This window comes from Terrabacter sp. 2RAF25 (assembly GCF_052115265.1).
In the GTDB taxonomy this organism is placed as follows: domain Bacteria; phylum Actinomycetota; class Actinomycetes; order Actinomycetales; family Dermatophilaceae; genus Terrabacter.
In genome coordinates, this window is sequence record NZ_JBFRGJ010000004.1 from 176715 (window position 1) to 200599 (window position 23885).

Annotated in this window: 21 protein-coding genes; 11 read left to right on the forward strand and 10 right to left on the reverse strand. The window is 71.2% G+C overall.

The features are described 5' to 3' along the window. Positions 1-60 precede the first annotated feature (60 nt). The 5 genes from AB4091_RS12695 to AB4091_RS12715 all read left to right on the forward strand — a co-directional run bounded on the left by AB4091_RS12695 (position 61) and on the right by AB4091_RS12715 (position 4183). Positions 61-771 (forward strand): ABC transporter ATP-binding protein, encoded by a 711-nt coding sequence (locus tag AB4091_RS12695; protein WP_442292107.1) that lies wholly within the window; start codon positions 61-63, stop codon positions 769-771. After that, a complete protein-coding gene (locus AB4091_RS12700; RefSeq protein ID WP_442292108.1) occupies positions 768-1538 on the forward strand; it encodes an ABC transporter permease in 771 nt (256 codons plus the stop codon). Before AB4091_RS12695 ends, AB4091_RS12700 begins: the two co-directional genes overlap by 4 nt. Positions 1539-1604: 66 nt before the next feature. Beyond that, positions 1605-2087, forward strand: a complete 483-nt coding sequence (locus AB4091_RS12705) for a DUF2231 domain-containing protein (protein ID WP_442292109.1) — start codon at positions 1605-1607, stop codon at positions 2085-2087. A 70-nt stretch (positions 2088-2157) separates the two neighbouring features. Further along, the gene (locus AB4091_RS12710) at positions 2158-3123 is read left to right on the forward strand and encodes a COX15/CtaA family protein (RefSeq protein ID WP_442292110.1); all 966 of its coding nucleotides are present in this window, start codon (positions 2158-2160) and stop codon (positions 3121-3123) included. Positions 3124-3169: 46 nt separating this feature from the next. Beyond that, the gene (locus tag AB4091_RS12715) at positions 3170-4183 is read left to right on the forward strand and encodes an NUDIX hydrolase (protein ID WP_442292111.1); all 1014 of its coding nucleotides are present in this window, start codon (positions 3170-3172) and stop codon (positions 4181-4183) included. 71 nt (positions 4184-4254) lie between these two features. Here AB4091_RS12715 and AB4091_RS12720 read toward each other — a convergent pair whose 3' ends face one another. After that, positions 4255-5229: a heme o synthase gene (locus AB4091_RS12720; protein ID WP_442292112.1), complete on the reverse strand. Its 975-nt coding sequence runs from the start codon at positions 5227-5229 to the stop codon at positions 4255-4257. A gap of 221 nt (positions 5230-5450) precedes the next feature. Here AB4091_RS12720 and tkt point away from each other — a divergent pair, with 221 nt between their 5' ends. From tkt to pgl, 6 genes are read left to right on the forward strand one after another with little or no spacing between them, the layout of a single operon-like run. After that, the gene (tkt, locus tag AB4091_RS12725) at positions 5451-7808 is read left to right on the forward strand and encodes a transketolase (RefSeq protein WP_442292113.1); all 2358 of its coding nucleotides are present in this window, start codon (positions 5451-5453) and stop codon (positions 7806-7808) included. A 2-nt stretch (positions 7809-7810) separates the two neighbouring features. Then, positions 7811-8923, forward strand: coding sequence for a transaldolase (tal, locus tag AB4091_RS12730; RefSeq protein WP_442292114.1), 1113 nt, complete (start codon positions 7811-7813; stop codon positions 8921-8923). Further along, on the forward strand, positions 8920-10575 hold the full coding sequence (locus tag AB4091_RS12735; protein WP_442292115.1) for a glucose-6-phosphate isomerase: 1656 nt from the start codon (positions 8920-8922) through the stop codon (positions 10573-10575). Before tal ends, AB4091_RS12735 begins: the two co-directional genes overlap by 4 nt. Further along, the gene (zwf, locus tag AB4091_RS12740; RefSeq protein ID WP_442292116.1) at positions 10572-12113 is read left to right on the forward strand and encodes a glucose-6-phosphate dehydrogenase; all 1542 of its coding nucleotides are present in this window, start codon (positions 10572-10574) and stop codon (positions 12111-12113) included. Before AB4091_RS12735 ends, zwf begins: the two co-directional genes overlap by 4 nt. After that, positions 12110-13558: a glucose-6-phosphate dehydrogenase assembly protein OpcA gene (locus tag AB4091_RS12745; RefSeq protein WP_442292117.1), complete on the forward strand. Its 1449-nt coding sequence runs from the start codon at positions 12110-12112 to the stop codon at positions 13556-13558. The genes zwf and AB4091_RS12745 overlap by 4 nt, the downstream gene beginning before the upstream one ends. Further along, positions 13555-14316 (forward strand): 6-phosphogluconolactonase, encoded by a 762-nt coding sequence (pgl, locus tag AB4091_RS12750; protein ID WP_442292118.1) that lies wholly within the window; start codon positions 13555-13557, stop codon positions 14314-14316. The genes AB4091_RS12745 and pgl overlap by 4 nt, the downstream gene beginning before the upstream one ends. A 262-nt stretch (positions 14317-14578) precedes the next feature. On the opposite strand, the gene AB4091_RS12755 is transcribed toward pgl, so the two are convergent. From AB4091_RS12755 to uvrC, 9 genes are all read right to left on the reverse strand, one after another. Further along, positions 14579-14929 (reverse strand): RNA polymerase-binding protein RbpA, encoded by a 351-nt coding sequence (locus tag AB4091_RS12755; RefSeq protein WP_081633871.1) that lies wholly within the window; start codon positions 14927-14929, stop codon positions 14579-14581. Between the two features lie 12 nt (positions 14930-14941). Beyond that, on the reverse strand, positions 14942-15187 hold the full coding sequence (gene secG / locus AB4091_RS12760; RefSeq protein WP_045192358.1) for a preprotein translocase subunit SecG: 246 nt from the start codon (positions 15185-15187) through the stop codon (positions 14942-14944). A 170-nt stretch (positions 15188-15357) separates the two neighbouring features. After that, entirely contained in the window at positions 15358-16176 is an 819-nt protein-coding gene (gene tpiA / locus AB4091_RS12765) for a triose-phosphate isomerase (protein ID WP_442292119.1), read from the reverse strand. Further along, complete coding sequence (locus AB4091_RS12770) at positions 16176-17384, reverse strand: phosphoglycerate kinase (protein WP_442292120.1); 1209 nt, start codon at positions 17382-17384, stop codon at positions 16176-16178. Before AB4091_RS12770 ends, tpiA begins: the two co-directional genes overlap by 1 nt. A 107-nt stretch (positions 17385-17491) precedes the next feature. Continuing rightward, positions 17492-18496 (reverse strand): type I glyceraldehyde-3-phosphate dehydrogenase, encoded by a 1005-nt coding sequence (gene gap / locus AB4091_RS12775; protein ID WP_442292121.1) that lies wholly within the window; start codon positions 18494-18496, stop codon positions 17492-17494. A 229-nt stretch (positions 18497-18725) separates the two neighbouring features. Next, positions 18726-19706: a DNA-binding protein WhiA gene (whiA, locus tag AB4091_RS12780; protein ID WP_442292122.1), complete on the reverse strand. Its 981-nt coding sequence runs from the start codon at positions 19704-19706 to the stop codon at positions 18726-18728. A gap of 107 nt (positions 19707-19813) precedes the next feature. Then, complete coding sequence (locus tag AB4091_RS12785) at positions 19814-20782, reverse strand: gluconeogenesis factor YvcK family protein (protein ID WP_442292123.1); 969 nt, start codon at positions 20780-20782, stop codon at positions 19814-19816. Positions 20783-20796: 14 nt separating this feature from the next. Next, the gene (rapZ, locus tag AB4091_RS12790) at positions 20797-21714 is read right to left on the reverse strand and encodes an RNase adapter RapZ (RefSeq protein WP_442292124.1); all 918 of its coding nucleotides are present in this window, start codon (positions 21712-21714) and stop codon (positions 20797-20799) included. Continuing rightward, positions 21711-23837, reverse strand: a complete 2127-nt coding sequence (uvrC, locus tag AB4091_RS12795; protein WP_442292125.1) for an excinuclease ABC subunit UvrC — start codon at positions 23835-23837, stop codon at positions 21711-21713. The genes rapZ and uvrC overlap by 4 nt, the downstream gene beginning before the upstream one ends. Between the last annotated feature and the right edge of the window lie 48 nt (positions 23838-23885).

Sequence of the window (23885 nt, forward strand, 5' to 3'; positions counted from 1 at the left end):
TCTCCGTCAGGGGCGAGGCGGGTACGGGGGGCGTCGGCTCCGAGCCTAGACTCATGGGCCATGACCGACGCGGTGACACTGTCCGGCCTGCACCGCGCCTTCGGTCGGGTCACGGCGCTCGACGGCCTGATCTGGAGCGCCCCCTCCGGACGCATCACGGCGGTGCTCGGACCCAACGGAGCCGGCAAGACCACGGCCATCGAGTGTGCGGTCGGCCTCGGCCGACCCGACCGGGGCACGGTCCGGGTGCTCGGCACCGACCCGTGGCTGGCCGGCGCCGACCACCGGGCCCGGGTGGGCGTCATGCTCCAGTCCGGCGGCCTGCCCAACGGCACGAAGCCCCTTCGCCTGCTGCACCACCTCGCCCGGCTCTATGCCGACCCCGTCGACGTCGACGAGGTCGCACAGCGGCTCGGCGTCACCGACTTCGCATCCACGACGGTGCGCCGGCTCTCCGGCGGCCAGAAACAGCGGCTGGCCCTTGCCGCATCGCTCCTCGGCCGCCCTGAGGTGCTCTTCCTCGACGAGCCCGCCGCGGGCCTCGACCCGCACGGGCGGCTCGACGTGTGGGACCTCGTCGCCGAGCAGCGCGACAGCGGCACCACGGTCGTGGTCACCACGCACTCCTTCGAGGAGGCGGCGCGGCTCGCCGACCACCTCGTCATCATGAACGCCGGCCGCACGGTCGCCGAGGGCACACCCGAGTCCGTGACGGGCGGCCGCCCGCTCGAGGACGTCTACTTCAGCCTGACCCGCAAGGGAGCCGCGTGACCACCGACGCCACCACGACACCCGCTCGTGCAGCCTCTCCCCGGCGCAGGGTGATGGCCCAGGCGGCCTTCGAGCTCGGCAGCCTGCTGCGCAACGGCGAGCAGCTGCTCGTCTCGCTCGTGCTCCCCTCGCTCGCGCTCGTCGGGCTGAGCCTCACGTCCTCACCGTCGCTCGGGCCGGGCCGACGCGTCGACGTCGCCACCGCTGGGGTCATCGCGCTCTGCGTCATCTCGGCCGCGTTCACGGCCCAGGCCATCTCGACCGGCTTCGACCGGCGCTACGCGGTGCTGCGCTACCTGGGCGTCACGCCCCTCGGCCGCGGCGGCCTCGTCGCCGGCAAGGTGCTCGCCACCCTCGCCGTCGAGGTGGTCCAGATCGCGGTGATCGCCGTCCTGGGTCTCGTGCTGGGCTGGCACCCGGCGGCCGCCGGCATCGCGTATGCCGTCCTCTTCGTCGTCGCGGGCACGTGGGCCTTTGTGGCTCTCGCCCTGCTCCTCGCGGGCACCCTGCGGGCCGAGGCGGTGCTGGCGATCGCGAACCTCGTCTGGGTGCTGCTGCTAGCGGTGGGTGGCGTCATCGTGCCGCGCGGCGAACTGCCGGGCGGTGTGGGGCAGGCCGTTGCGTTCCTGCCGTCGGCCGGGCTCGCCGACGGGCTGAGGTCTGCGCTGGTGGACGGCGACCTGAACCTTCTCGCCCTGGCGGTCGTCCTCGCGTGGGGAGTGGTGTCGACGGCCCTGGCGGCGCGTCTGTTCCGCTTCGACGACTGAACCAGACAGACTGACCGCAGCGCGGGCGACCCGACCGTCCGACGACCCGACGAGCCTGGAGGCGACGTGTTCGACATCATCCTCGGTCTTCCCGTGCACGCCCTCGTGATCCACGCCGTGGTGGTCTTCGTCCCACTGGCAGCCCTCAGCGCTGTCGCCTACGTCGTGCGCCCGGCCTGGCGTCGGGTGCTGCGCTGGCCCACCGCCGCAGGTGCCGTCATCGCCCGCGGGTCCGCGTTCGTCGCCGCCGAGAGCGGTGAGGCGCTCCAGCGCAGGATCTCGCAGGCCCGGGCCAGCACGACGAACTTCGACCTGCTCAACACCCACACCGAATGGGGCAGCCGCGCCCGACTCTTCTGCCTCGTCTTCATGGTGCTGACCCTCGTGGCCCTCTGGTTCGTGAGGCCGCCGGAGGAGGAGGCGCCCCGAGGGCACGCGCTCGACATGCTCATCGGCACGCTCGTCGTCCTCTCGGCCGTCGCGGCGCTCGTGACCGTGGTCGTCGCGGGCCACGCCGGTTCGACCGTCGTGTGGACCGGGCTCGCCTGAGCCTGGCAGCACGCCGCCCGCGGCGAGCGCCGGATTCGGCGCTCCCGACCCGGCGGCATACCCTTGCGGGGTGTCCTCCACCCCCACCCTGACGGGCGCAGACGCGGCGCCCGGCGCGAGTCGTCTCGCGCGTGCCGCAGGCCGCCTCCCGGCCGCTCCCGCCCGCTGGGTCCGCCCGCTCCTGCTCGCCAACCTCGTCGGTGAGGTCGGCATCGTCGTCACCGGCGGCATCGTCCGGCTGACCGGAAGCGGCCTTGGCTGCACGACCTGGCCCGAGTGCCAGCCGGGCTCGTTCACGCCGGTGCGCACCCCCGAGAGCGCGTACCACGACCTCGTCGAGTTCGGGAACCGCACGCTCACCGGCGTGGTCGGCGTCCTCGCCCTCGTGTCCCTCTTCGTCGTGCTGAGGACCTGGCCACGGCGCAGACGGCTGCACGCCGTGGCGATCGGCGTGCTCGCCGGCATCCCGGCGCAGGCCGTGCTCGGTGGCATCACCGTGCTGACCGGGCTCAACCCGTGGACCGTCATGGGGCACTTCCTGCTCTCCATGGTCCTGATCGCCCTGTCGACGGCGCTCGTGCGCGGCGCCCGCGACGACGTGTCGGGCCCGGGCGATCTCGTCGTCCACCCTCTGGCGCGGCGGCTCGCCCTGGGCACGAGCGCCGTCGGGGCCGTCGTGCTCCTGCTGGGCACGATCGTCACCGGCTCGGGTCCGCACTCCGGCGACGCCGACAAACCAGCACGCACCGGCTTCGACCCGCGGTTCGTGTCGTGGATGCACGCCGACGCGGTCATGCTCTTCTGCGGCCTCGTCATCGCCACTCTCGTCGCGGTGCGCATCACTGCGACCACCGACGAGGCGAAGCGCGCGTGGGACATGGTGCTGGTCGTCACGGTCGCTCAGGGGCTCATCGGCTACGTCCAGTACTTCACGAAGCTGCCCGAGCTCCTCGTCCTGGTGCACATGCTCGGCGCGAGCCTCCTCGTGGTCTCACTGACGTTCGGGGTGCTCGCCACGCGCCGCCACCCGGTCTGAGGCTGCCGGCCGCTCAGCCGGTACCGCTGCTGCCTAGGCTGTGGTAGTGACCGACCAGCCCACCCTGCGCGACGGCGACCTCGTCCTCCGACCGTGGGCTCCCGAGGACAGCGACGCCACCCGGACGCTCCACGACGCCGAGATCGCGCGCTGGTTCGACTTCCCGGGCGTCGTGCCGCCCGAGCAGCAGCACCTCGACTGGATCGCGCAGACCGGCGTGGAGTGGACCGAGCGACGCAAGGCGACCTTCCTCGTCGAATGGCGTGGGCGACCGGCCGGGTCGGTCGACGTGCGCGTCAGCGACCCCGGGGTGGGTGTGCTCTCGTGGGCCGTCTACGCGCCGTACCGCGGGCGAGGACTCGCCTGGCGCGCGGTCCGCGTGCTCGTGGAGTGGGCGTTCGAGGCGCTCGACCTCGAACGGGTCGAGGCCCACGTCAACCCCGAGAACCGAGCCTCCCTGCGCACCGCCCTGCGCGCCGGGCTGCGGCGCGAAGGGCTGCTGCGCGGCAACGCGACACTCGGCGGCATACGCCAGGACACCGTCGTGCTGGGACGCCGTCGTGAGGACGCCCACCCCGACACCCGCGACGGCTTCACCGCGATGCTCGACTCCACGCTGCCGACCAAGCGCGCCATCGCCCAGGGGATGCTGCGCTCCCCCGCCGGTGAGCTGCTGCTCTGCGAGCTCGCCTACAAGGGCGAGTGGGACCTACCCGGCGGCGTCGTCGACCGGCACGAGTCACCGGCGGCCTGCGTCGTGCGTGAGATCCGCGAGGAGCTCGACCTCGTCGTGCGGGCCGGGCCGCTCCTTGCCGTCAACTGGCTCCCCGCGCTGCACGGCTGGACCGACGCGACCGTGTTCGTCTTCGACCTCGGCACCGTCGACCCCTCGGTCGTCGAGGGGGCCCACCTGCAGACTCGAGAGATCCGCGCCGTGCACTGGACGTCACCGGGCGACTGGGCCGGGCGCGTGGCGCCCTACAACGAGCGCCTGCTCAGCGTGCTCGACGGCCACACCGGGGGCACCCTCTACCTCGAGGGCGGCTCCCCCGTCGGCTGACCCCTCCCCAATCGAGAGAACACTCCGTCACCTGACGAAGTGTTCTCTCGATTGCTGAGGGGCCGCCGGGCTCAGGAGAAGAACGGGAGCGGCAGGTGCCAGATGGGGTCGAGGGCCACGCCGACGAACAGGATCGTCAGGTACGTGATGGAGAAGTGGAAGAGGCGCATCGGCTTGAGCACGTCCTCGGCGGCGCCGGCGCGAGCCCGCGACAGCAGGCGGTGCGCCTCACCCAGGAACAGCACGCCCGAGACGACGGCTGCGACGGCATACACCCAGCCGACCTGCTGGACGGGGATGAGGGCGAGCGACGTCAGGACCATCGCCCACGAGTAGGCCACGACCTGCTTGGCCACGACGACGAAACGCTCGACGACGGGCAGCATCGGCACGTGCGCGGCGGTGTAGTCGTCCTTGTAGCGCATGGACAACGGCCAGTAGTGCGGCGGCGTCCAGAAGAAGATCACCATGAAGAGGATGAACGCCGACCAGCTGAGCGAGTCGGTGACCGCCGACCACCCGATGAGCACCGGCATGCAACCTGCGGCACCGCCCCAGACGATGTTCTGAGCCGTGCGCCGCTTGAGCAGCAGCGTGTAGCCGAACACGTAGAAGAGGAGCGCACCGAGCGCGAGCCACGCGCTGAGCCAGTTGACGAGCAGCCCGAGCCACAGCGTCGACGCCACCGCGAGGGCCGCGCCGAACACGAGGGCACCCCGCGGGCTGATCGTGCCGGTCACCAGGGGCCGTCGGCTCGTGCGGTGCATCACCGCGTCGATGTCGCGGTCGATGTAGCAGTTGAGGGTGTTGGCCGCGCCGGCCGAGAGCGTGCCACCCACGACGGTGGCGACGACCAGCCAGAGGTCGGGCACGCCCTGCTCGGCAAGGAACATCACGGGGATGGTCGTGATGAGGAGCAGCTCGATGATCCGCGGCTTCATCAGCGAGACGTACTGTCCCAGGAGGAACTTCAGCCCACTGCCGTCCGGACCGTGCAGCGCCGACAGGTCGGCGCGGGGGTCCACCGTTGTCACTGAGATCCTCACCGCTGGTACGTCGCTCCGACCCGTTGGGTACGTGAGCATTGCGTCGCAAGTCTAGACCGTCGCCAGAGCCGGTCGACACGCGCCGGTCCCCAGCCGACGCGCATCCTCCACCGTCCGGCGGCACGCCGGTACCGCCCCTCGGGCGAGGTGTCGTCGCTCACAACGCACGGACTAGGCTCGGGACCGTACGCGATCCACGTTTTCCGAAGGAGACCCGTTCCGTGCCCACCGCTGCGTCCAGCACCGCCACCACCAAGGCGAAGAAGCCCACCCCATCCAGCAGCACGCGGACGACGAAGACGAAGGGCGTGCTGGCACAGCGTGACCCGGGTCTCCCGATGCCCGTCGCGAAGAAGGCCGGGTGGAGCGACCTCGATGTCCGCGCCGTCGACACGACCCGTCTGCTGGCAGCAGACGCCGTGCAGAAGGTCGGCAACGGCCACCCCGGCACGGCCATGTCGCTCGCGCCGCTCGCGTACCTGCTCTACCAGAACGTCATGACGCACGACCCGTCCGACCCCAGCTGGCTCGGCCGCGACCGCTTCGTGCTCTCGTGCGGGCACTCGAGCCTCACGCAGTACGTCCAGCTCTACCTCTCCGGCTACGGCCTCTCGCTCGACGACCTGAAGTCGCTGCGCACGTGGGGATCCCTGACGCCGGGCCACCCCGAGGTCCACCACACGCCCGGTGTCGAGATCACCACGGGTCCGCTGGGCTCGGGCCTCGCGTCGGCGGTGGGCATGGCCATGGCACAGCGTCGCCAGCGCGGGCTCTTCGACCCCGACGCGAAGGCCGGCACCAGCCCGTTCGACCACAACATCTACGTCATCGCCTCCGACGGCGACATGCAGGAGGGCGTCTCGCACGAGGCGTGCGCGCTGGCCGGCCACCAGGAGCTCGGCAACCTGACGGTCGTCTACGACGCCAACCAGATCTCCATCGAGGACGACACCGACATCGCGTTCAGCGAGGACGTCGGCGCCCGGTTCGAGGCCTACGGCTGGCACGTCGTCGAGGTCGACTGGCGCAAGGACGCCGACGGCGCCACCTACGTCGAGGACGTCGACGCCCTCCTGGCCGCCATCAGGAGCGGCGAGAAGGTGAGCAACAAGCCGACCCTCGTCGTGCTCCACACGATCATCGCGTGGCCCGCCCCGACGAAGCAGAACACCGGCAAGTCCCACGGCTCCGCCCTCGGCGACGCCGAGATCGGCGCCACCAAGGAGCTGCTCGGCTTCGACCCGAAGAAGTCCTTCGCCGTCGAGCCCGCCGTGCTCAAGCACGCCCGCGACGTCGTCAAGCGTGGCAAGGCCGCCCACCGCGAGTGGGACAAGGCGTACAAGGCGTGGCGCAAGGCCAACCCCGACCGTGCCGCACTGCTCGACCGCGTCGTCTCCGGCAAGGCACCCGCCGGCCTCGCCAGGGCCCTGCCGACCTTCCCGGCCGACGCCAAGGGCATCGCCACCCGCGCCGCGTCCGGCAAGGTGCTCAGCGCCCTCGCCGAGGTCATGCCCGAGCTCTGGGGCGGGTCGGCCGACCTCGCCGAGTCGAACAACACCACGATGGAGGGTGAGCCGTCGTTCATCCCCAGCGGCAAGCAGACCCGCGAGTGGAAGGGCGGCCCCTACGGCCGCACCCTGCACTTCGGCATCCGCGAGAACGGGATGGGCATGATCCTCAACGGGATCGCGCTCGAGGGCCTGACCCGCCCGTACGGCGGCACGTTCCTCGTCTTCTCCGACTACATGCGCCCCGCCGTGCGTCTCGCCTCGATCCAGCAGGCGCCCGTCACCTACGTGTGGACCCACGACTCGATCGGTCTCGGCGAGGACGGCCCGACGCACCAGCCGATCGAGCACCTCGCCGCCCTGCGGGCCATCCCCGGCCTCGACGTCGTGCGCCCTGCGGACGCCAACGAGACCGCTGCGGCGTGGGCCCAGATCCTCACCCGCACCGACGGTCCGGCCGCCATGTGCCTGACGCGTCAGCCGGTGCCCACCTGGGACCGCTCGACCTACGGCAAGGTGAGCGGTGTCGCCAAGGGCGCCTACGTGCTCGTCGAGGAGTCCGGCGCCGGCGATCCCGACGTCGTCCTCGTCGCCACCGGCTCCGAGGTGCAGCTCGCCGTGCAGGCCGCCGAGAAGCTCGAGAAGTCGAAGATCTCGACGCGTGTCGTGTCGATGCCGTGCCGCGAGTGGTTCGAGAAGCAGCCCCGCTCCTACCAGGACAAGGTGCTGCCGCCGTCCGTGCGCGCCCGCGTCAGCGTCGAGGCCGGTGTCTCGATGGGCTGGCACGACATCGTCGGCGATGCCGGCCGCGTCGTCAGCATCGAGCACTTCGGCGCCTCCGCCGACTTCCAGACGCTCTACCGCGAGTTCGGCATCACCGCCGAAGCCGTCGTCAAGGCGGCCAAGGACTCCGTCAAGGCCGCGAAGGCCGCCGCGTCGTTGGCCCCCGGTGTCACCGAGACCAACCCGGCCCGCGCCGCCCAGAGCGCCGCCACCGATGTCATGGGTGCCGAGCTCGGCACCCCGGCAGCGAAGAAGGCTGCAGCCTCCGCCACCAGCAAGGGGAAGTGAACATGACCAACCCGAACACCAAGGCCCTATCCGACGCCGGAGTCTCGATCTGGCTCGACGACCTGTCGCGCGACCTCCTCGAGACCGGCAAGATCTCCGACCTCATCGAGGAGCGCAACGTCGTCGGTCTCACCTCGAACCCGTCGATCTTCCAGGCGGCCATGTCCAAGGGCGACCGCTACAACGACGACCTCGCCAAACTCACCAAGGATGGCAACGACGTCGAGCACGTCGTCTTCGAGCTGACCACCGCCGACGTGCGCGAGGCCTGCGACCTGTTCCTGCCGATCTACGAGTCGAGCAAGGGCGTCGACGGCCGAGCGTCCATCGAGGTCGACCCCCGACTCGCGCACGACACCGACAAGACGGTCGAGCAGGCCAAGCAGATGTATGCCGCCGTCGACCGCCCGAACGTCCTCATCAAGATCCCCGCGACCAAGGCGGGGCTGCCGGCCATCACGGCGACGATCGCCGAGGGCATCAGCGTCAACGTGACCCTGATCTTCTCGCTCGAGCGCTACCGAGCCGTCATGAACGCCTACCTCGAGGGGCTCGAGAAGGCACAGGCGAACGGCCACGACCTGTCGAAGATCCACTCCGTCGCCTCGTTCTTCGTCTCCCGGGTAGACACCGAGATCGACAAGCGCCTCGACGCCATCGGCACCGACGAGGCCGTGGCGCTCAAGGGCAAGGCCGGCGTCGCCAACGCGCGCCTGGCCTACCAGGCCTACGAGGAGGTGTTCTCGACGCCGCGCTGGACGTCGCTGGCCGATGCCGGTGCCAACCCCCAGCGTCCGCTGTGGGCCTCCACCGGCGTCAAGGACCCGGCCTACCCCGACACGCTCTACGTCACCGAGCTGGTCGCCCCGGGCATCGTCAACACGATGCCGGAGAAGACGCTCGAGGCCACGGCCGACCACGGGAAGGTCACCGGCGACACGATCACCGGCGGCTACGCCGAGGCGTCCAAGGTGCTCGACGACCTCGAGGGAGTCGGAGTCTCCTACAACGAGGTCGTCGACCTGCTCGAGGTCGAGGGGGTCGACAAGTTCGAGAAGGCGTGGGGCGAGCTGCTCGACGGCGTCACGGCGGAGATGGAGAAGGTGAGCGCATGAGCTCACTGTCCGTCAGCGCGTCAGGTGCAGCGGCGGACGCGATCGGGCAGCACGTGCCGACCCTCGTCGAGGACGCCGTCGCGAGCAAGCTCTTCGCCCAGGACGCGACCCTGTGGGGCCCCGACGCCGAGTCCGAGTCACGGATCCGCCTCTCCTGGGTCGGGCTACCGCGCTCGTCCCGGCCGCTCGTCGGAGAGATCGCCGCCCTGCGCGACTCGTTCGCCGAGCAGGGTCTCGACCACGTCGTGCTCTGCGGCATGGGTGGGTCGTCGCTCGCGCCCGAGGTCATCTGCGCCACCGCGGGCAAGCCCATCGTCATCCTCGACTCGTCCGACCCCGACTACGTACGCCGTGCGCTGGGTGACGATCTCGAGCGCACCGTCGTCGTGGTGTCGAGCAAGTCGGGCTCCACGGTCGAGACGGACTCGCAGCGACGCGCGTACGAAGGGGCGTTCAGCGACGCCGGCATCGACCCCGCGTCGCGCATCGTCATCGTCACCGACCCGGGCAGCCCGCTCGACAAGGAGTCACGCGAGAAGGGTTACCGCGTCGTCAACGCCGACCCGAACGTCGGGGGGCGCTACTCGGCGCTCACGGCCTTCGGCCTCGTGCCCAGCGGGCTCGCCGGCGTCGACGTCGAGGCCCTCCTCGACGAGGCCGAGTCGGTCGCCGACCTGCTCGCCGCTGACGACGACGCCAACCCCGGGCTTCGCCTCGGCGCCGCGATGGGGGGCACCGCCCCACTGCGCGACAAGCTCGTGCTCGTCGACGACGGCTCGGGCATCGTCGGGTTCGCCGACTGGGCAGAGCAGCTCATCGCCGAGTCCACGGGCAAGAACGGCACCGGCGTGCTGCCCGTCGTCGCCGGCGGTGACGACGACCCCGAGGTCAGGTGGCCCGCCGACGACGTCACCGTGGCCCGGCTCGTCGCGTCCGACACCGACGACGACGGACCCTCGGGCGACGCCGCCTCCGAGGTACGCGTGGGCGGCGCCCTCGGCGCCCAGCTGCTCCTGTGGGAGGTCGCGACAGCCGTCGCGGGCCGTCTGCTCGGCATCAACCCGTTCGACCAGCCCGACGTCGAGAGCGCCAAGAAGGCGGCGCGCGAGCTCCTCGACCAGGGCACCGGCTCGACGGAGGCGCCCGCCGCGACCGACGGGGCGATCGAGATCCGCGCGCTCGGCGGTGACGGCTCGTGGCTCGGCGACGCCCAGACGGTTGCGACGGCGCTCGACGCCCTGTTCGCGCAGCTCGACCGGGCCCGGGGCTACGTCGCCGTGATGGCCTACCTCGACCGGCTCGCCGACGCAGACCTGGCCCAGTGCCGGGTGTCGTTGGGGCGCCGCACTGAGCGGCCGGTGACGTTCGGCTGGGGCCCGCGCTTCCTGCACTCCACCGGCCAGTTCCACAAGGGCGGCCCGGCCGTCGGCGTCTACCTGCAGGTCACGGCGACGCCGAAGCAGGACCTCTCGATCCCCGGTCGCGAGTTCACGTTCGGAGACTTCATCGCCTCGCAGGCCGGCGGCGACGCTGCGGTGCTCGCCGACCACGGTCGCCCGGTGCTGCAGCTGCACCTCACCGACCACGACGCAGGGCTGGTTCAGCTGCGCAAGGCCCTCTCTGACTCGTCCCCAGAAGGAGGTCGTGGATGAGTCCAGCGCGGATCGCCCACGGACACAACCCGCTTCGCACGGCCGAGGACAAGCGCATCCCGCGCATCGCCGGCCCCTGTGGGCTCGTGCTCTTCGGGGTCACCGGCGACCTCGCCCGCAAGAAGCTCATGCCGGCGATCTACGACCTCGCCAACCGCGGCCTCCTGCCGCCGGGCTTCTCGCTCGTCGGCTTCGCCCGCCGAGACTGGGCCACCCAGGACTTCGGGCAGGTCGTCCACGACGCGGTGAAGCAGCACGCGCGCACGCCGTTCAGCGAGGACGTCTGGCGCAACCTCTCCGAGGGATTCCGTTTCGTGCCAGGCACCTTCGACGACCCGGCGGCGTTCGACCTGCTCGCCAAGACCGTCGAGGAGCTCGATCGCGACCGCGGCACCGGCGGCAACCACGCGTTCTACCTCTCCATCCCGCCGGGCTTCTTCGCGACGGTCTGCGAGCAGCTCGAGCGCTGCGGACTGACGCGGGCCGAGGGCGACAGCTGGCGACGCGTCATCATCGAGAAGCCGTTCGGCCACGACCTCAAGAGCGCCCAGGAGCTCAACGAGATCGTCGAGGGCGTCTTCACGCCCGACTCGGTCTTCCGCATCGACCACTACCTCGGCAAGGAGACGGTCCAGAACCTGTTGGCCCTGCGCTTCGCCAACCAGCTCTTCGAGCCGGTGTGGAACGCCAACTACGTCGACCACGTGCAGATCACGATGGCCGAGGACATCGGCATCGCGGGCCGCGCCGGCTACTACGACGGCATCGGCGCGGCCCGTGACGTCATCCAGAACCACCTGATCCAGCTGCTCGCGCTGACGGCCATGGAGGAGCCGGTCTCCTTCGACGCCAAGGACCTTCGTGCCGAGAAGGAGAAGGTGCTCTCGGCCGTTCGCCTGCCGGCCGACCTCGACAAGGGCGCTGCGCGCGGGCAGTACGCCCGTGGCTGGCAGGGCGCCGAGGAGGTCGTCGGCTATCTCGAGGAGGACGGCGTCGACCCCAAGTCGGTGACCGAGACCTTCGCCGCGGTGACGCTCGAGGTCGACACCCGACGCTGGGCGGGCGTGCCGTTCTACCTGCGCACCGGCAAGCGCCTGGGCAAGCGGGTCACCGAGATCGCCGTCGTGTTCAAACGGGCGCCGCACCTGCCGTTCGAGCACACCGCCACGGAGGAGCTCGGCCAGAACGCCATCGTCATCCGCGTGCAGCCCGACGAGGGCGTCACGCTGCGCTTCGGCTCCAAGGTGCCCGGCGCGCAGATGGAGGTGCGTGACGTGACGATGGACTTCGGCTACGGCTCGTCGTTCACGGAGGCGTCGCCCGAGGCGTACGAACGCCTCATCCTCGACGTGCTCCTCGGGGACCCGCCGCTCTTCCCCCGGCACGAGGAGGTCGAGTCGTCCTGGCGCATTCTCGACCCGCTCATGCGCCACTGGGCCAAGGGCGGCAAGCCGGAGCAGTACCCCGCGGGGACGTGGGGACCGCCATCGGCCGACCGGATGCTCGAACGCGACAGACGCACGTGGAGGATGCCGTGATCCGCGACCTGACCGACACCAGCACCACAGGGATCAGCAAGACCTTGGTGCGGCTGCGCAACGAGGTGGGCGCCCTCGCACTCGGGCGGGTGCTGACCCTCGTCGTCGTCGTCGAGGACACCGATGCCCAGAACGCCATCGAGGTCGCCAACCAGGCGAGCCGACAGCACCCCTGCCGCATCATCGTGGTCATCGCCGGCGACCGCCGCGGCAAGAACCGCCTCGATGCCCAGATCCGTCTCGGCGGCGACGCGGGGGCGAGCGAGATCGTCGTGCTGCGCCTCTACGGAGCCCTGGCCAACCACGGCCCGAGCGTCGTCGTGCCGCTCCTGCTGCCCGACTCCCCCATCGTCGCCTGGTGGCCCGGCGAGGCCCCCTCCGACGTCGCCAAGGACCCCATCGGCGCCATGGCCCAACGTCGCATCACCGACGTCGCCGAGCACCGCAACCCCCGGCTCATGCTCAAGAAGCGCGCAGCGACCTACGCGCCCGGCGACACCGACCTCGCGTGGACCCGCATCACCCGCTGGCGTGGCCTGCTCGCAGCAGCGCTCGACCAGCCGCCGTACGAGCCGATCACCGGCGCCGTCGTGAGTGGCGCGCCCGACTCCCCGTCGTCCGACCTGCTCGCGGCGTGGCTGTCGCGGAGGCTCAGGGTGCCGGTGCACCGCGTGTCGACGCCACGCGGGTCGGGGATCGCCGCGGTGCGCCTCGAGCGCAAGAGCGGGCCCATCGACCTCGTCCGCCCCGGCGACGCGGTCGCGACCCTGTCGCAGTCGGGCCAGCCCGACCGTCGGATCAGCCTTCCGCGCCGTGAGCTGCCGGAGTGCCTGGCCGACGAGCTGCGTCGCCTCGACCCCGACGACGCCTACGAGGACGCGCTCCTGCACGGCTTGGTCGCCCTCCAGCCGGTGCGGCTCACGGCAGCCGCCGCCGCCAAGGCCGGCAAGGCGCCTGACCCGGCCGAGTCGCGCCGTCTCGCCGCACGCCTGAGCCGCGACGAGTCGGCGCAGGAGGCGAGCGCGATGATCACGGCCGCGGCGCCCCCCGAGCACGCCGAGACCGCCGACGTGCGGGCCGCCACCGTGCGCAAGCTCGCCGGCAAGCGCACGCCGCGCGAGAAGCAGGCCGCCAAGGACCGCAAGAAGGCGGTCAAGACGGGCGCGGCGTCCGGTGGCGCCGCGAGGACGGCGGGCACCCGCAAGGCCGCTGCCAGGAAGTCGAGTGCCGCATCGACGAGCAGCACCAGGACGGCGGCCACGAAGGTGACCGCGAAGAAGACGTCGACGCCGCGGAAGTCTGGCGCCGGCCCGACGGCCACGGGCTCGTCGCCCGCTCGCACGACCACGGCGCGTAAGACGACCGCGCGCAAGACGACGGCGCGCAAGACGAGCGCACGCACCTCGACCGCTACGAAGGCGGCGACCACCGAGGCCGGCACGTGAGCGCGGAGCCGCGCGTCGTCGTCCACCCCGACAAGCAGTCGCTCGCCGACGCAGCGGCCGCGCGGCTCGTCACCGCGGTCATCGACGCACAGTCACGCCAGCCCGAGGCACAGCTCGCGCTGACCGGAGGGTCGATGGGCTCCGCGATCATCGCTGCGATCGCGAAGGTCCCCGGCCGGTCCGCGGTCGACTGGACCCGAGTACGCGTGTGGTGGGGCGACGAGCGCTACCTGCCGGCAGGTGACCCCGACCGCAACGACACCCAGAACGACGCGGCCGGGCTCTCGGCATTGGGGCTCGACCCCGCCAAGGTGCATCGGGTGGCCGGCCCCGAGGCGTCCGCGGACGCCGAGGCCAGCGCGACGGCATACGCCCAGACGATCCGCGAGCACGGCCAGAAGGCCTGGGACGTCGTGCTCTTCGGCGTCGGGCCCGACGGCCACGTCGCGTCGCTCTTCCCGCACCACCCGGCTCAGCGCATCGAGGACGCGATCGCGGTCGCGGTGCACGACTCCCCCAAGCCGCCGCCCGACCGGGTCAGCCTCACCTTCGAGTGCTTCGACCGCAGCCACGAGGTCTGGTTCCTCGTCTCGGGTGACGACAAGGCCGAGTCGGTCGCGGCAGCTCTCGCCCCCGGCGCCGACCGCTGGGACGTGCCGGCCGCCGGGGTGCGCGGCACCGACGCCACCCTCTGGCTACTCGACACCGCCGCCGCCGCCAACCTCAACTCCCCCGACTCCCCGCCCCCCGCAGACTGATCCGCAGGCTGATCGATGCGCGCTCTGGCGGCGGATCAGTCTGCCTTGGCGGTCGTCCTGACAGCACCATCCGCGGACTGATCCGCAGGCTGATCGATGCGCGCCCTGGCGGCGGATCAGTCTGCCCTGGCGGTCGTCCTGACAGCACCATCAGCGGACTGATCCGCAGACTGAGGCGGCGGGACCCTCCTGACGTGCAATGACGAAGGGCCCGGGAGGATCTCCCGGGCCCTTCGGCGTGCGTCGATCGGTGACCCTCAGGTCACTGGATGAGGCCGCGCTCGCGCAGGGTGCTCAGGGCCTCGTCGAGGATCGCGGCGCCGTCTGCGTCGCTGCGGCGCTCCTTCACGTAGGCGAGGTGCGTCTTGTAGGGCTCGACCTTCGGCGGGGCCGGAGGGTTGTCCTTGTCCTGCCCGGCCGGGAAGCCGCAGCGCGGGCAGTCCCAGGTCTCGGGGAGCACCATTCCGGGCTCCTCGGCGAAGCTGGGACGCGTCTCGTGCCCGTTGGAGCACCAGTAGGAGATGTGGACGCGAGGGGCGGCGTCGCCGCGCTCCGCCTCGCCCATCGGGCCGGCACCGACCCGGCTTCCACGAATGGCGTTACCGCTGGCCATCTACGTCTCCTGTCAGCTCGCGAAGCGGGCCAGCAGGCCCAGACCGATGATGGATGCCGCCCAGACGGCGGCCACGGCCACGGTGAAGCGGTCGAGGTTGCGCTCCGCGACGGACGAGCCGCCGAGGGACGTGGACATGCCCCCGCCGAACATGTCGGACAGGCCGCCACCCTTGCCCTTGTGCAGCAGGATGAACAGGGTCAGGACCAGGCTGGACAGCACCAGCAGGACCTGAAGCACGATGCGAACCGCATCCACGTGGTGACTCCAAATCGTCGGGATCTCGGGGTGTTCGGGCCGGTGGGCCTCTCCCCCGGGTCTTTCGGGGCTCGGGCAAGGATACCTGCCCGAGGCCCCATCGGCCGAACGGCCCTCACGGGGGGGGCCGTCGGGCCGACGGGGATGGCTCGGCGACTCTCGGACGCTCGTCAGCTTGTCGTCAGGTGGTCGCGGTAGCGACAGATCGACGCGAACTCGGTCGGGTCGATGGACGCGCCCCCGACGAGGGCGCCGTCGACGTCCTCCTGGGCCATGATCGACGCCACGTTCCCAGCCTTGACGCTGCCGCCGTAGAGCACGCGTATGCCGTCGGCGACGTCGCCGCTGTAGAGCTCGGCGAGCAGTGTTCGGATGGCGGCACACACCTCCTGCGCGTCGTCGGGGGTCGCGACCTCACCCGTGCCGATGGCCCAGATGGGCTCGTAGGCGATGACGATGCCGGCGGCCTGCTCCTTGGTGACGCCGTCGAGGTCGGCGCGCAGCTGCGCGACGACGTGCTCGACCTGGCGGCCCTCCTTGCGCACGTCGAGGGCCTCGCCGCAGCAGAGGATGGGGGTGAGGCCGTGCGCGTACGCGGCCTTGACCTTGGCGTTGACCACCTCGTCGGTCTCGCCGTGGCCCTCACGTCGCTCGCTGTGCCCGATGGTCACGTAGGTGCAGCCGAGCTTGGCCAGGAACGCACCGGAGATGTCGCCCGTGTAGGCGCCCGACGTGTGCGGCGACAGGTCCTGCGCGCCGTACTTGAGGTCGAGCTTGTCGCCCTCGATGAGCGTCTGCACGGACCGCAGGTCGGTGAACGGTGGGAGCACGGCGACCTCGACGGCCGTGTGGTCGTGCTTGGCGTCGCGCAGCGTCCAGTCGAGCTTCTGCACGAGGTGGGTCGCCTGCAGGTGGTCGAGGTTCATCTTCCAGTTGCCGGCCATGAGCGGGATGCGCCCGCTGGTGGCGGTCTTGGTGTCCTTCGCCATCAGGCGTCACCCTCCTCGAGCACCGTGAGCCCGGGCAGCTCCTTGCCCTCGAGGTACTCGAGGCTGGCGCCACCACCGGTGGAGATGTGGCCGAAGTCGGAGTCCTCGAAGCCGAGTTGGCGCACGGCCGCGGCGGAGTCGCCGCCGCCGACGACGGTGAGCGCCCCCTTCGCGGTGATGTCGACGAGCGCCCGGGCGAGGGCCTTGGTGCCGTCGGCGAACGGTGCCATCTCGAACGCACCCATCGGGCCGTTCCAGAAGACGGTGCGGCAGTCGGCGAGCTTCTCGGCGAACAGGCGGCTCGACTCGGGGCCGATGTCGAGGCCCATCCGGTCGGCCGGGATCGCGTCCGCCGCGACGACCTCGTGGGCGGCGTCGGCGCTGAACGCGTCGGCGGCGACGACGTCGGTGGGCAGGACGATCTCGACGCCCTTCTTCTCCGCGCGCTCGAGGTAGCCCTTGACGGTGTCGACCTGGTCGGCCTCGAGCAGGCTCTTGCCGACCTCGAGGCCCTGCGCGGCGAGGAACGTGAAGACCATGCCGCCGCCGATGAGGAGACGGTCGGCGGTGCCGAGCAGGTTGCCGATGACACCGAGCTTGTCGGACACCTTGGCACCACCGAGCACGACGGCATACGGGCGCTCGGGGTCCTTGGTCAGGCGACGGAGCACGTCGACCTCGGTGGAGACGAGGTCGCCCGTGGCGTGCGGGAGCAGACGCGCGACGTCGTACACCGAGGCCTGCTTGCGGTGCACGACGCCGAAGCCGTCGGAGACGAAGACGTCTGCGAGAGAGGCGAGCTCGCCCGCGAACTCGGCGCGCTCATCATCGGTCTTGGCGGTCTCGCCGGCGTTGAAGCGGAGGTTCTCGAGGAGCAGCACCTGACCGTCCTCGAGGGCCGCGGCCTTGGCCTTGGCGTCGTCGCCGACGGTGTCGTCGGCGAAGACGACGTCGCTGCCGAGCACCTCACCGAGGCGCTTCGCGACGGGGGCGAGGGAGTACTTGGCCTCGGGGGCACCCTTGGGGCGGCCCAGGTGGGCGCACACGATGACGCGGGCGCCGGCGTCGGCCAGGCCCTTGATCGTCGGGGCCGAGGCGCGGATGCGGCCGTCGTCGGTGATGGTCGAGCCGTCGAGCGGCACGTTGAGGTCAGACCGGACGAGCACGCGCTTGCCGCGCAGGTCGCCGAGGTCGCTGGTGGTCTTCACGCGGATGCCTCTTCAGTGGTGGGGAATCAGCCGGGCAAGGGTGCGGCCACCGCCCCGCGGGACCTCCGGTTCGGAGTGGGGGTCCCGGGGGCGGTGGCCGAGTGGGCTCAGAGGGACTGGCCGACGAGCGCGACGAGGTCGACGAGGCGGTTGGAGTAGCCCCACTCGTTGTCGTACCAGCCGACGACCTTGACCTGGTTGCCGATGACCTTGGTCAGGCCGGCGTCGAAGATGCACGAGGCCGGGTCGGTCTCGATGTCCTTGGAGACGATGGGGTCCTCGGTGTAGACGAGAACGCCCTTGAGCGGGCCCTCGGCGGCGGCCTTGACCGCGGCGTTGACCTCCTCGACGGTGGTCTCGCGGCTCGCCTCGAACGTGAGGTCGGTGGCCGAGCCGGTGGGCACCGGGACGCGCAGTGCGAAGCCGTCGAGCTTGCCCTTGAGCTCGGGCAGCACGAGGCCGATCGCCTTGGCGGCACCGGTCGAGGTGGGGACGATGTTGAGCGCAGCGGCGCGGGCCCGACGGAGGTCCTTGTGCGGCGCGTCCTGCAGGTTCTGGTCCTGGGTGTACGCGTGGATCGTCGTCATGAGGCCCTTGACGATGCCGAACTCGTCGTTGAGCACCTTGGCCATCGGGCCGAGGCAGTTCGTCGTGCACGACGCGTTGGAGATGATCGTGTGCTTCGAGGCGTCGTAGGAATCCTCGTTGACGCCCATCACGATGGTGATGTCCTCGTTGGAGGCGGGCGCCGAGATGATGACCTTCTTGGCACCGCCGTCGACGTGCGCCTTGGCCTTCGTCGCATCGGTGAAGAAGCCCGTGGACTCGACGACGATGTCGGCGCCGACGCCGGCCCAGTCGATCTTGGACGGGTCGCGCTCCTCGAACACGCGGATCGACTTGCCGTCGACCGTGAGCGACGTGTCGTCGTAGGAGACCTCGCCCGGGAAGCGACCCAGGATCGAGTCGTACTTGAGCAGGTGGGCGAGAGTCTTGTTGTCCATGAGGTCGTTGGTGGCCACGACCTCGATGTCGGCTCCGGACGCCACGATGGCGCGGAAGAAGTTGCGGCCGATGCGGCCAAAGCCGTTGATACCAACGCGAACGGTCACTGCTGTGCACCTCTTCGGTGAGACTGTGTCGGACGATGTGCCAGACCTTGGGCCGCCACGCTGCGACCTCGATCACACCCACCCTAGTGCGTCGGCTCGGGGCCTGAACCGGCAGTCTCAGGGCTTGGTGAGCACGCGCTCAGTGCCTGACGGGGCCGTGGGCGTACGCGTGGGCCGGGTTCGCGTACGCACCCGGCCGGGCGCGCACGCGTCGGGTGGTGTGCGTCGGTCAGCTGTCGAGCATGTCAGGCGTGAGGTTGGCGTCGGTGCCCGCCACCCCGAGCTCCTCCGCACGCTTGTCGGCCATGGCGAGCAGACGGCGGATGCGCCCGGCGACGGCATCCTTGGTCATCGGAGGCTTGGCGAGCTGGCCGAGCTCCTCGAGGCTCGCCTGCTTGTGCTCGAGGCGGAGCACACCTGCCTCGCGGAGGTGGTCGGGGATGTCCTCGCCGAGCAGCTCCATGGCGCGCTCGACGCGGGCGCCTGCTGCAACGGCCGCACGCGCCGAGCGGCGCAGGTTGGCGTCGTCGAAGTTCGCGAGACGGTTTGCGGTGGCGCGCACCTCGCGGCGCATCCGTCGCTCCTCCCACGCCAGGACGGCGTCATGGGCGCCGAGTCGGGTGAGCATCGCGCCGATGGCGTCGCCGTCGCGGATGACGACGCGGTCGACGCCGCGCACCTCGCGCGCCTTGGCCTGGATGCCGAGCCGGCGGGCGGCGCCGACCAGCGCGAGAGCGGCCTCGGGTCCGGGGCAGGTGACCTCGAGGGCCGACGACCGGCCCGGCTCGGTCAGGGAGCCGTGAGCCAGGAAGGCGCCACGCCACGCCGCCTCGGAGTCACAGGTGGCGGCGCTCACGACCTTGGGCGGCAGGCCCCGGACCGGTCGACCGCGGTTGTCGATGAGCCCGGTCTGACGGGCGAGGGTGGCCCCCTCCTCGACGACCCGCACGACGTAGCGGGAGCCGCGCCGCAGTCCGCCGGCGGCGAGGACGAGCACGTCGCTCTTGTGGCCGTAGACCTCGCTGATGTTGCGGCGCAGGCGCCGTGCCGAGTTGGCGGTGTCGAGCTCGGCCTCGACGACGATCTGCCCCCCGATGATGTGCAGCCCTCCGGCGAAACGGAGCATCGTGGACACCTCGGCCTTGCGACAGCAGGGCTTGGTCACCTCGAGGCGTGAGAGCTCGTCCTTCACCTTCGCTGTCATGGCCATGGGCGACATCCTGCCATCCTGTTCAAGAACCCTCGCGCCGGAGTCCCTCTGCGACACACCGAACGGGTCGGTCGGGCACGTCGGCGTGTCGCCGTGGACCGTGCAGCTCAGGCGATGACGTCGCGCAGGGCGGCCGCGAGCCGCAGCGGGTCGTGGACGCCCGGCTCGTTGCGCGCGGCGACGGGGGCGACGACGAGCTCGGCCCCGAGGTCGGCAGCGGCGGCTCGCAGCGACGCGCCGTCGGGCACGACGCTCGGGTCGGCGAGCACGACGTCGAGGCGCAGCTCGGGTGCGTTGGCCGCGAAGGAGGCGAGGTGGTCCTCCGCTCGGAAGTCGCGGGTCTCGCCCTTGTGCACCTCGAGGTTGAGGTTGAGCAGGCGCTTGGCGGGTGTGGCCACGAGCGCGTCGACGAGGTCGGGGACCAGCAGGTGCGGCATGACCGAGGTGAACCACGAGCCCGGCCCGAGCATGACCCAGTCGGCGGCCGCGACGGCAGACAGGGCCTCGTGGCACGGCTCGGGGCAGGTAGGCAGGATGCCGATGGACGAGACGATGCCGGGCGATGACGCCACACGGTGCTGGCCGCGCACCTCGACGGTGTCGTCGGGGCGCTCGGGGTCGTGACCGCGGATCTCGGCGACGATCTCGAGAGGCTCGGCGGCCATCGGCAGCACCCGGCCCCGTGCTCCCAGGAGGCGACCGACGAGGTCGAGCCCCTGGACGGTGTCGCCGAGCAGCTCCCAGATCGAGACGATCATGAGGTTGCCTAGTGCGTGCCCCTTGAGGTCACCAGCACCGGCGAAGCGGTGCTGGAGGACGTCGCGCCAGGTGTGGCCCCACTCGCTCTCGTCACACAGCGCCGACAGCGCCATCCGGAGGTCGCCGGGCGGCAGCACGTCGAACTCCTCGCGCAGCCGGCCGCTCGAGCCGCCGTCGTCGGCGACCGTCACGACGGCCGTGACGTTGTCGGTGAGAAGGCGCAGGGCCGTGAGGGTCGCGGCCAGACCGTGCCCCCCGCCGAGTGCCACGATCCGCCGGTGGTGCGGGAACTCGAGGGATCCGCGCTGCGGGCTCACGGCGCCGGGCGTGGTCACTCCCGACCCAGGTCGCGGTGGACGACGAACGTGTCGACGCGGTCGCGGCCGCCGAGGCGTTCGCTCAGCGCCTCGGCGATCGCGACTGACCGGTGCTTCCCGCCCGTGCAGCCGACCGCGACGGTGACGTAGCGACGCCCCTCGCGGACGTAGCCGGCGATCATCGTGTCGAGCAGGTCGCCGGCCCGGTCGAGGAACTCGTCGGCGCCGGCCTGCTTCATCACGAACTCGCTGACGGGGCCGTCGCGTCCGGTCAGCGACCGCAGCTCCGGCACCCAGTACGGGTTGGGCAGGAAGCGCATGTCGAAGACGACGTCGGCGTCGAGCGGCAGGCCGTACTTGAACCCGAACGACATGACGGCGATGCGCAGCTGCACCCGGCCCTCGCCGGCGAAGAGCGAGCTCAGCTTGGCGCTCAGCTGGTGCACGTTGAGACCCGAGCTGTCGATGACGACGTCAGCCGACGACCGCAGGTCGAGCAGCCGCTCGCGCTCTCGCTGGATGCCGTCGAGCAGCCGGCCGTCGCCCTGCAGCGGGTGCGGGCGACGGACGCTCTCGAACCGGCGCACGAGGGCCTCGTCGGTCGCGTCGAGGAAGACCAGGCTCGGGCGCTCGCCCCGCTCGCGGGCCTCGGAGATGGCGCCCTCGAGCAGCTCGAACCAGCCGCGGGAGCGCACGTCGACGACGACCGCGACCTGCTGGAGCCGCGAGTCGGGATTGCTGGCCCGGGCCTCATCGCGCAGCTCCGCGAGGTGCGACAGCAGCTGGGGCGGGAGGTTGTCGACGACCAGCCAGCCGAGGTCCTCGAGGACGTTGGCAGTGGTGCTGCGTCCGGCTCCGCTCATGCCGGTGACGATGACGATCGGGGCATCGGCCAGAGGCGTCTGCGGTGTGGGGCCGGTGTCGGCGGTCATTCGAGCACTTCTCCCGTCGTGAGGTTCACGGCTGGCTCCTGGGGCGCTCCACCAGCCAAGTGGTTGACGACCGCCGAAGCAAGCGACCGGCCGAAGCCCGGAACAGCCATGATGTCCGAAACGTCCGCAACACGAAGGCGTTTGACCGAACCGAAGTGGCGCAGCAGCGCCTTCTGCCGGCTGCTGCCGAGACCCGGTATGCCGTCGAGCTGCGAGGCGGTCATCGCCTTGGAGCGGCGCTGGCGGTGGAACGTGATGGCAAAGCGGTGCGCCTCGTCGCGCAGGCGCTGCAGCAGGTAAAGACCCTCGCTGGTGCGCGGCAGGATGACGGGGTGGTCGTCGCGCGGCAGCCACACCTCCTCGAGACGCTTGGCGAGGCCGACGAGCGCGACCTCCTCGATGCCGAGCTCGTCGAGAACCGCCTGCGCGGCGTTGACCTGCGGGAGGCCACCGTCGACCACGACGAGGCTCGGCGGGTAGGCGAAGCGGCGCGGCCGACCGGTCTCGGGGTCGATCGGCCCGGACGTGGACCGGGCGTCGCCGTCATCGCCGCTGTCGCCGTCGTCGCTCTCGCCGCTGTCGCCGTCGTCGCTCTCGTCGCTGCTGACGTCGCCGCTCACGGACTGGCCGGCGCCGTCGGAGGGCCCGCTGACGACACCGGTCGACAGGTCGAGGTCACCGGTGCCCTCGGCGTCCTCGAGGTAGCGGCGGAAGCGGCGGGTCAGCACCTCGCGCATCGCGGCGGTGTCGTCGACCGTGACGGGCGCGTCGGCGTCGGGGCCGTCGTCGGCCCCGGAGGTCGCGCCACGCACGATGAACCGGCGGTACTCGCTCTTGCGGGCGAGGCCGTCCTCGAAGACGACCATCGAGGCCACGACGTTGGTGCCCTGCACGTGGCTGACGTCATAGCACTCGATGCGCAGCGGGGCGTCGTCGAGCCCGAGGTAGTCCTGCAGCTCCTGCAGCGCCTTGCTGCGCAGCGTCAGGTCACCGGCGCGGGCGACCTTGTGGCGGGTCAGCGACTGCTCGGCGTTGCGGCGCACCGTCTCCATGAGCGTGCGCTTGTCGCCGCGCTGGGGCACCCGGACGCTGACGGCCGAGCCGCGCACGTCCGACAGCCACTCGGTCACGGCGTCGAGGTCGGCGGGCGGCGTGGGCACCAGCACCTCACGGGGCACGGCGTCGCGGTCGGCGTCACCGTAGACCTGCTGCAGCAGGTGCTCGACGAGGCTGGGGAGGTCCTCGCTCTCCTTCTCCACGACCCATCCCCGCTGGCCGCGGATGCGGCCGCCCCGCACGTGGAAGACCTGGACCGCGGCCTCGAGGTCGTCGTCGGCCAGGGCGAAGACGTCGGCGTCGGTCGCGTCGCCGAGCACCACAGCCTGCTTCTCGAGGGCCTTGGTGAGGGCCCCGATGTCGTCGCGCAGCCGGGCCGCCTGCTCGAAGTCGAGCTCGGCCGCAGCCTCCTTCATGCGGGTCTCGAGGCGCTTGGCGAAGCGGGTCGTGTTGCCGGCCATGAAGTCGCAGAAGTCCTCGGCGATGGCGCGGTGCTCGTCGGGAGTGACTCGGCCGACACAGGGCGCGGAGCACTTGTCGATGTAGCCGAGCAGGCAGGGCCGGCCACTGGCCGCGGCGCGCTTGAAGACGCCGGAGGAGCACGTGCGCACCGGGAACACGCGCAGCAGCAGGTCGAGGGTCTCGCGGATCGCCCACGCGTGGCCGTAGGGACCGAAGTAGCGGGTGCCCTTGCGCTTGGCGCCCCGCATCACCTGGGCTCGCGGGAACTCCTCGCCCATCGTCACGGCGAGGAAGGGGTAGGACTTGTCGTCGCGGTACTTGACGTTGAAGCGCGGGTCGAACTCCTTGATCCAGGAGTACTCCAGCTGGAGCGCCTCGACCTCGGTGCGCACGACGGTCCACTCGACCGAGCTTGCCGTCGTGACCATCGTCGCGGTGCGCGGGTGCAGGGCCGTGATGTCCTGGAAGTACGACGACAGGCGCGGTCGCAGCGACTTGGCCTTGCCGACGTAGATGACCCGACCGTGCGAGTCACGGAAGCGGTAGACGCCCGGGTCGGTCGGGATCTCCCCCGGCTTCGGTCGGTAGGTCGTCGGGTCCGCCACGCGTCCACCCTATGTCGCCCCACCGACGCCGCCGTATGCCGCCCTCAG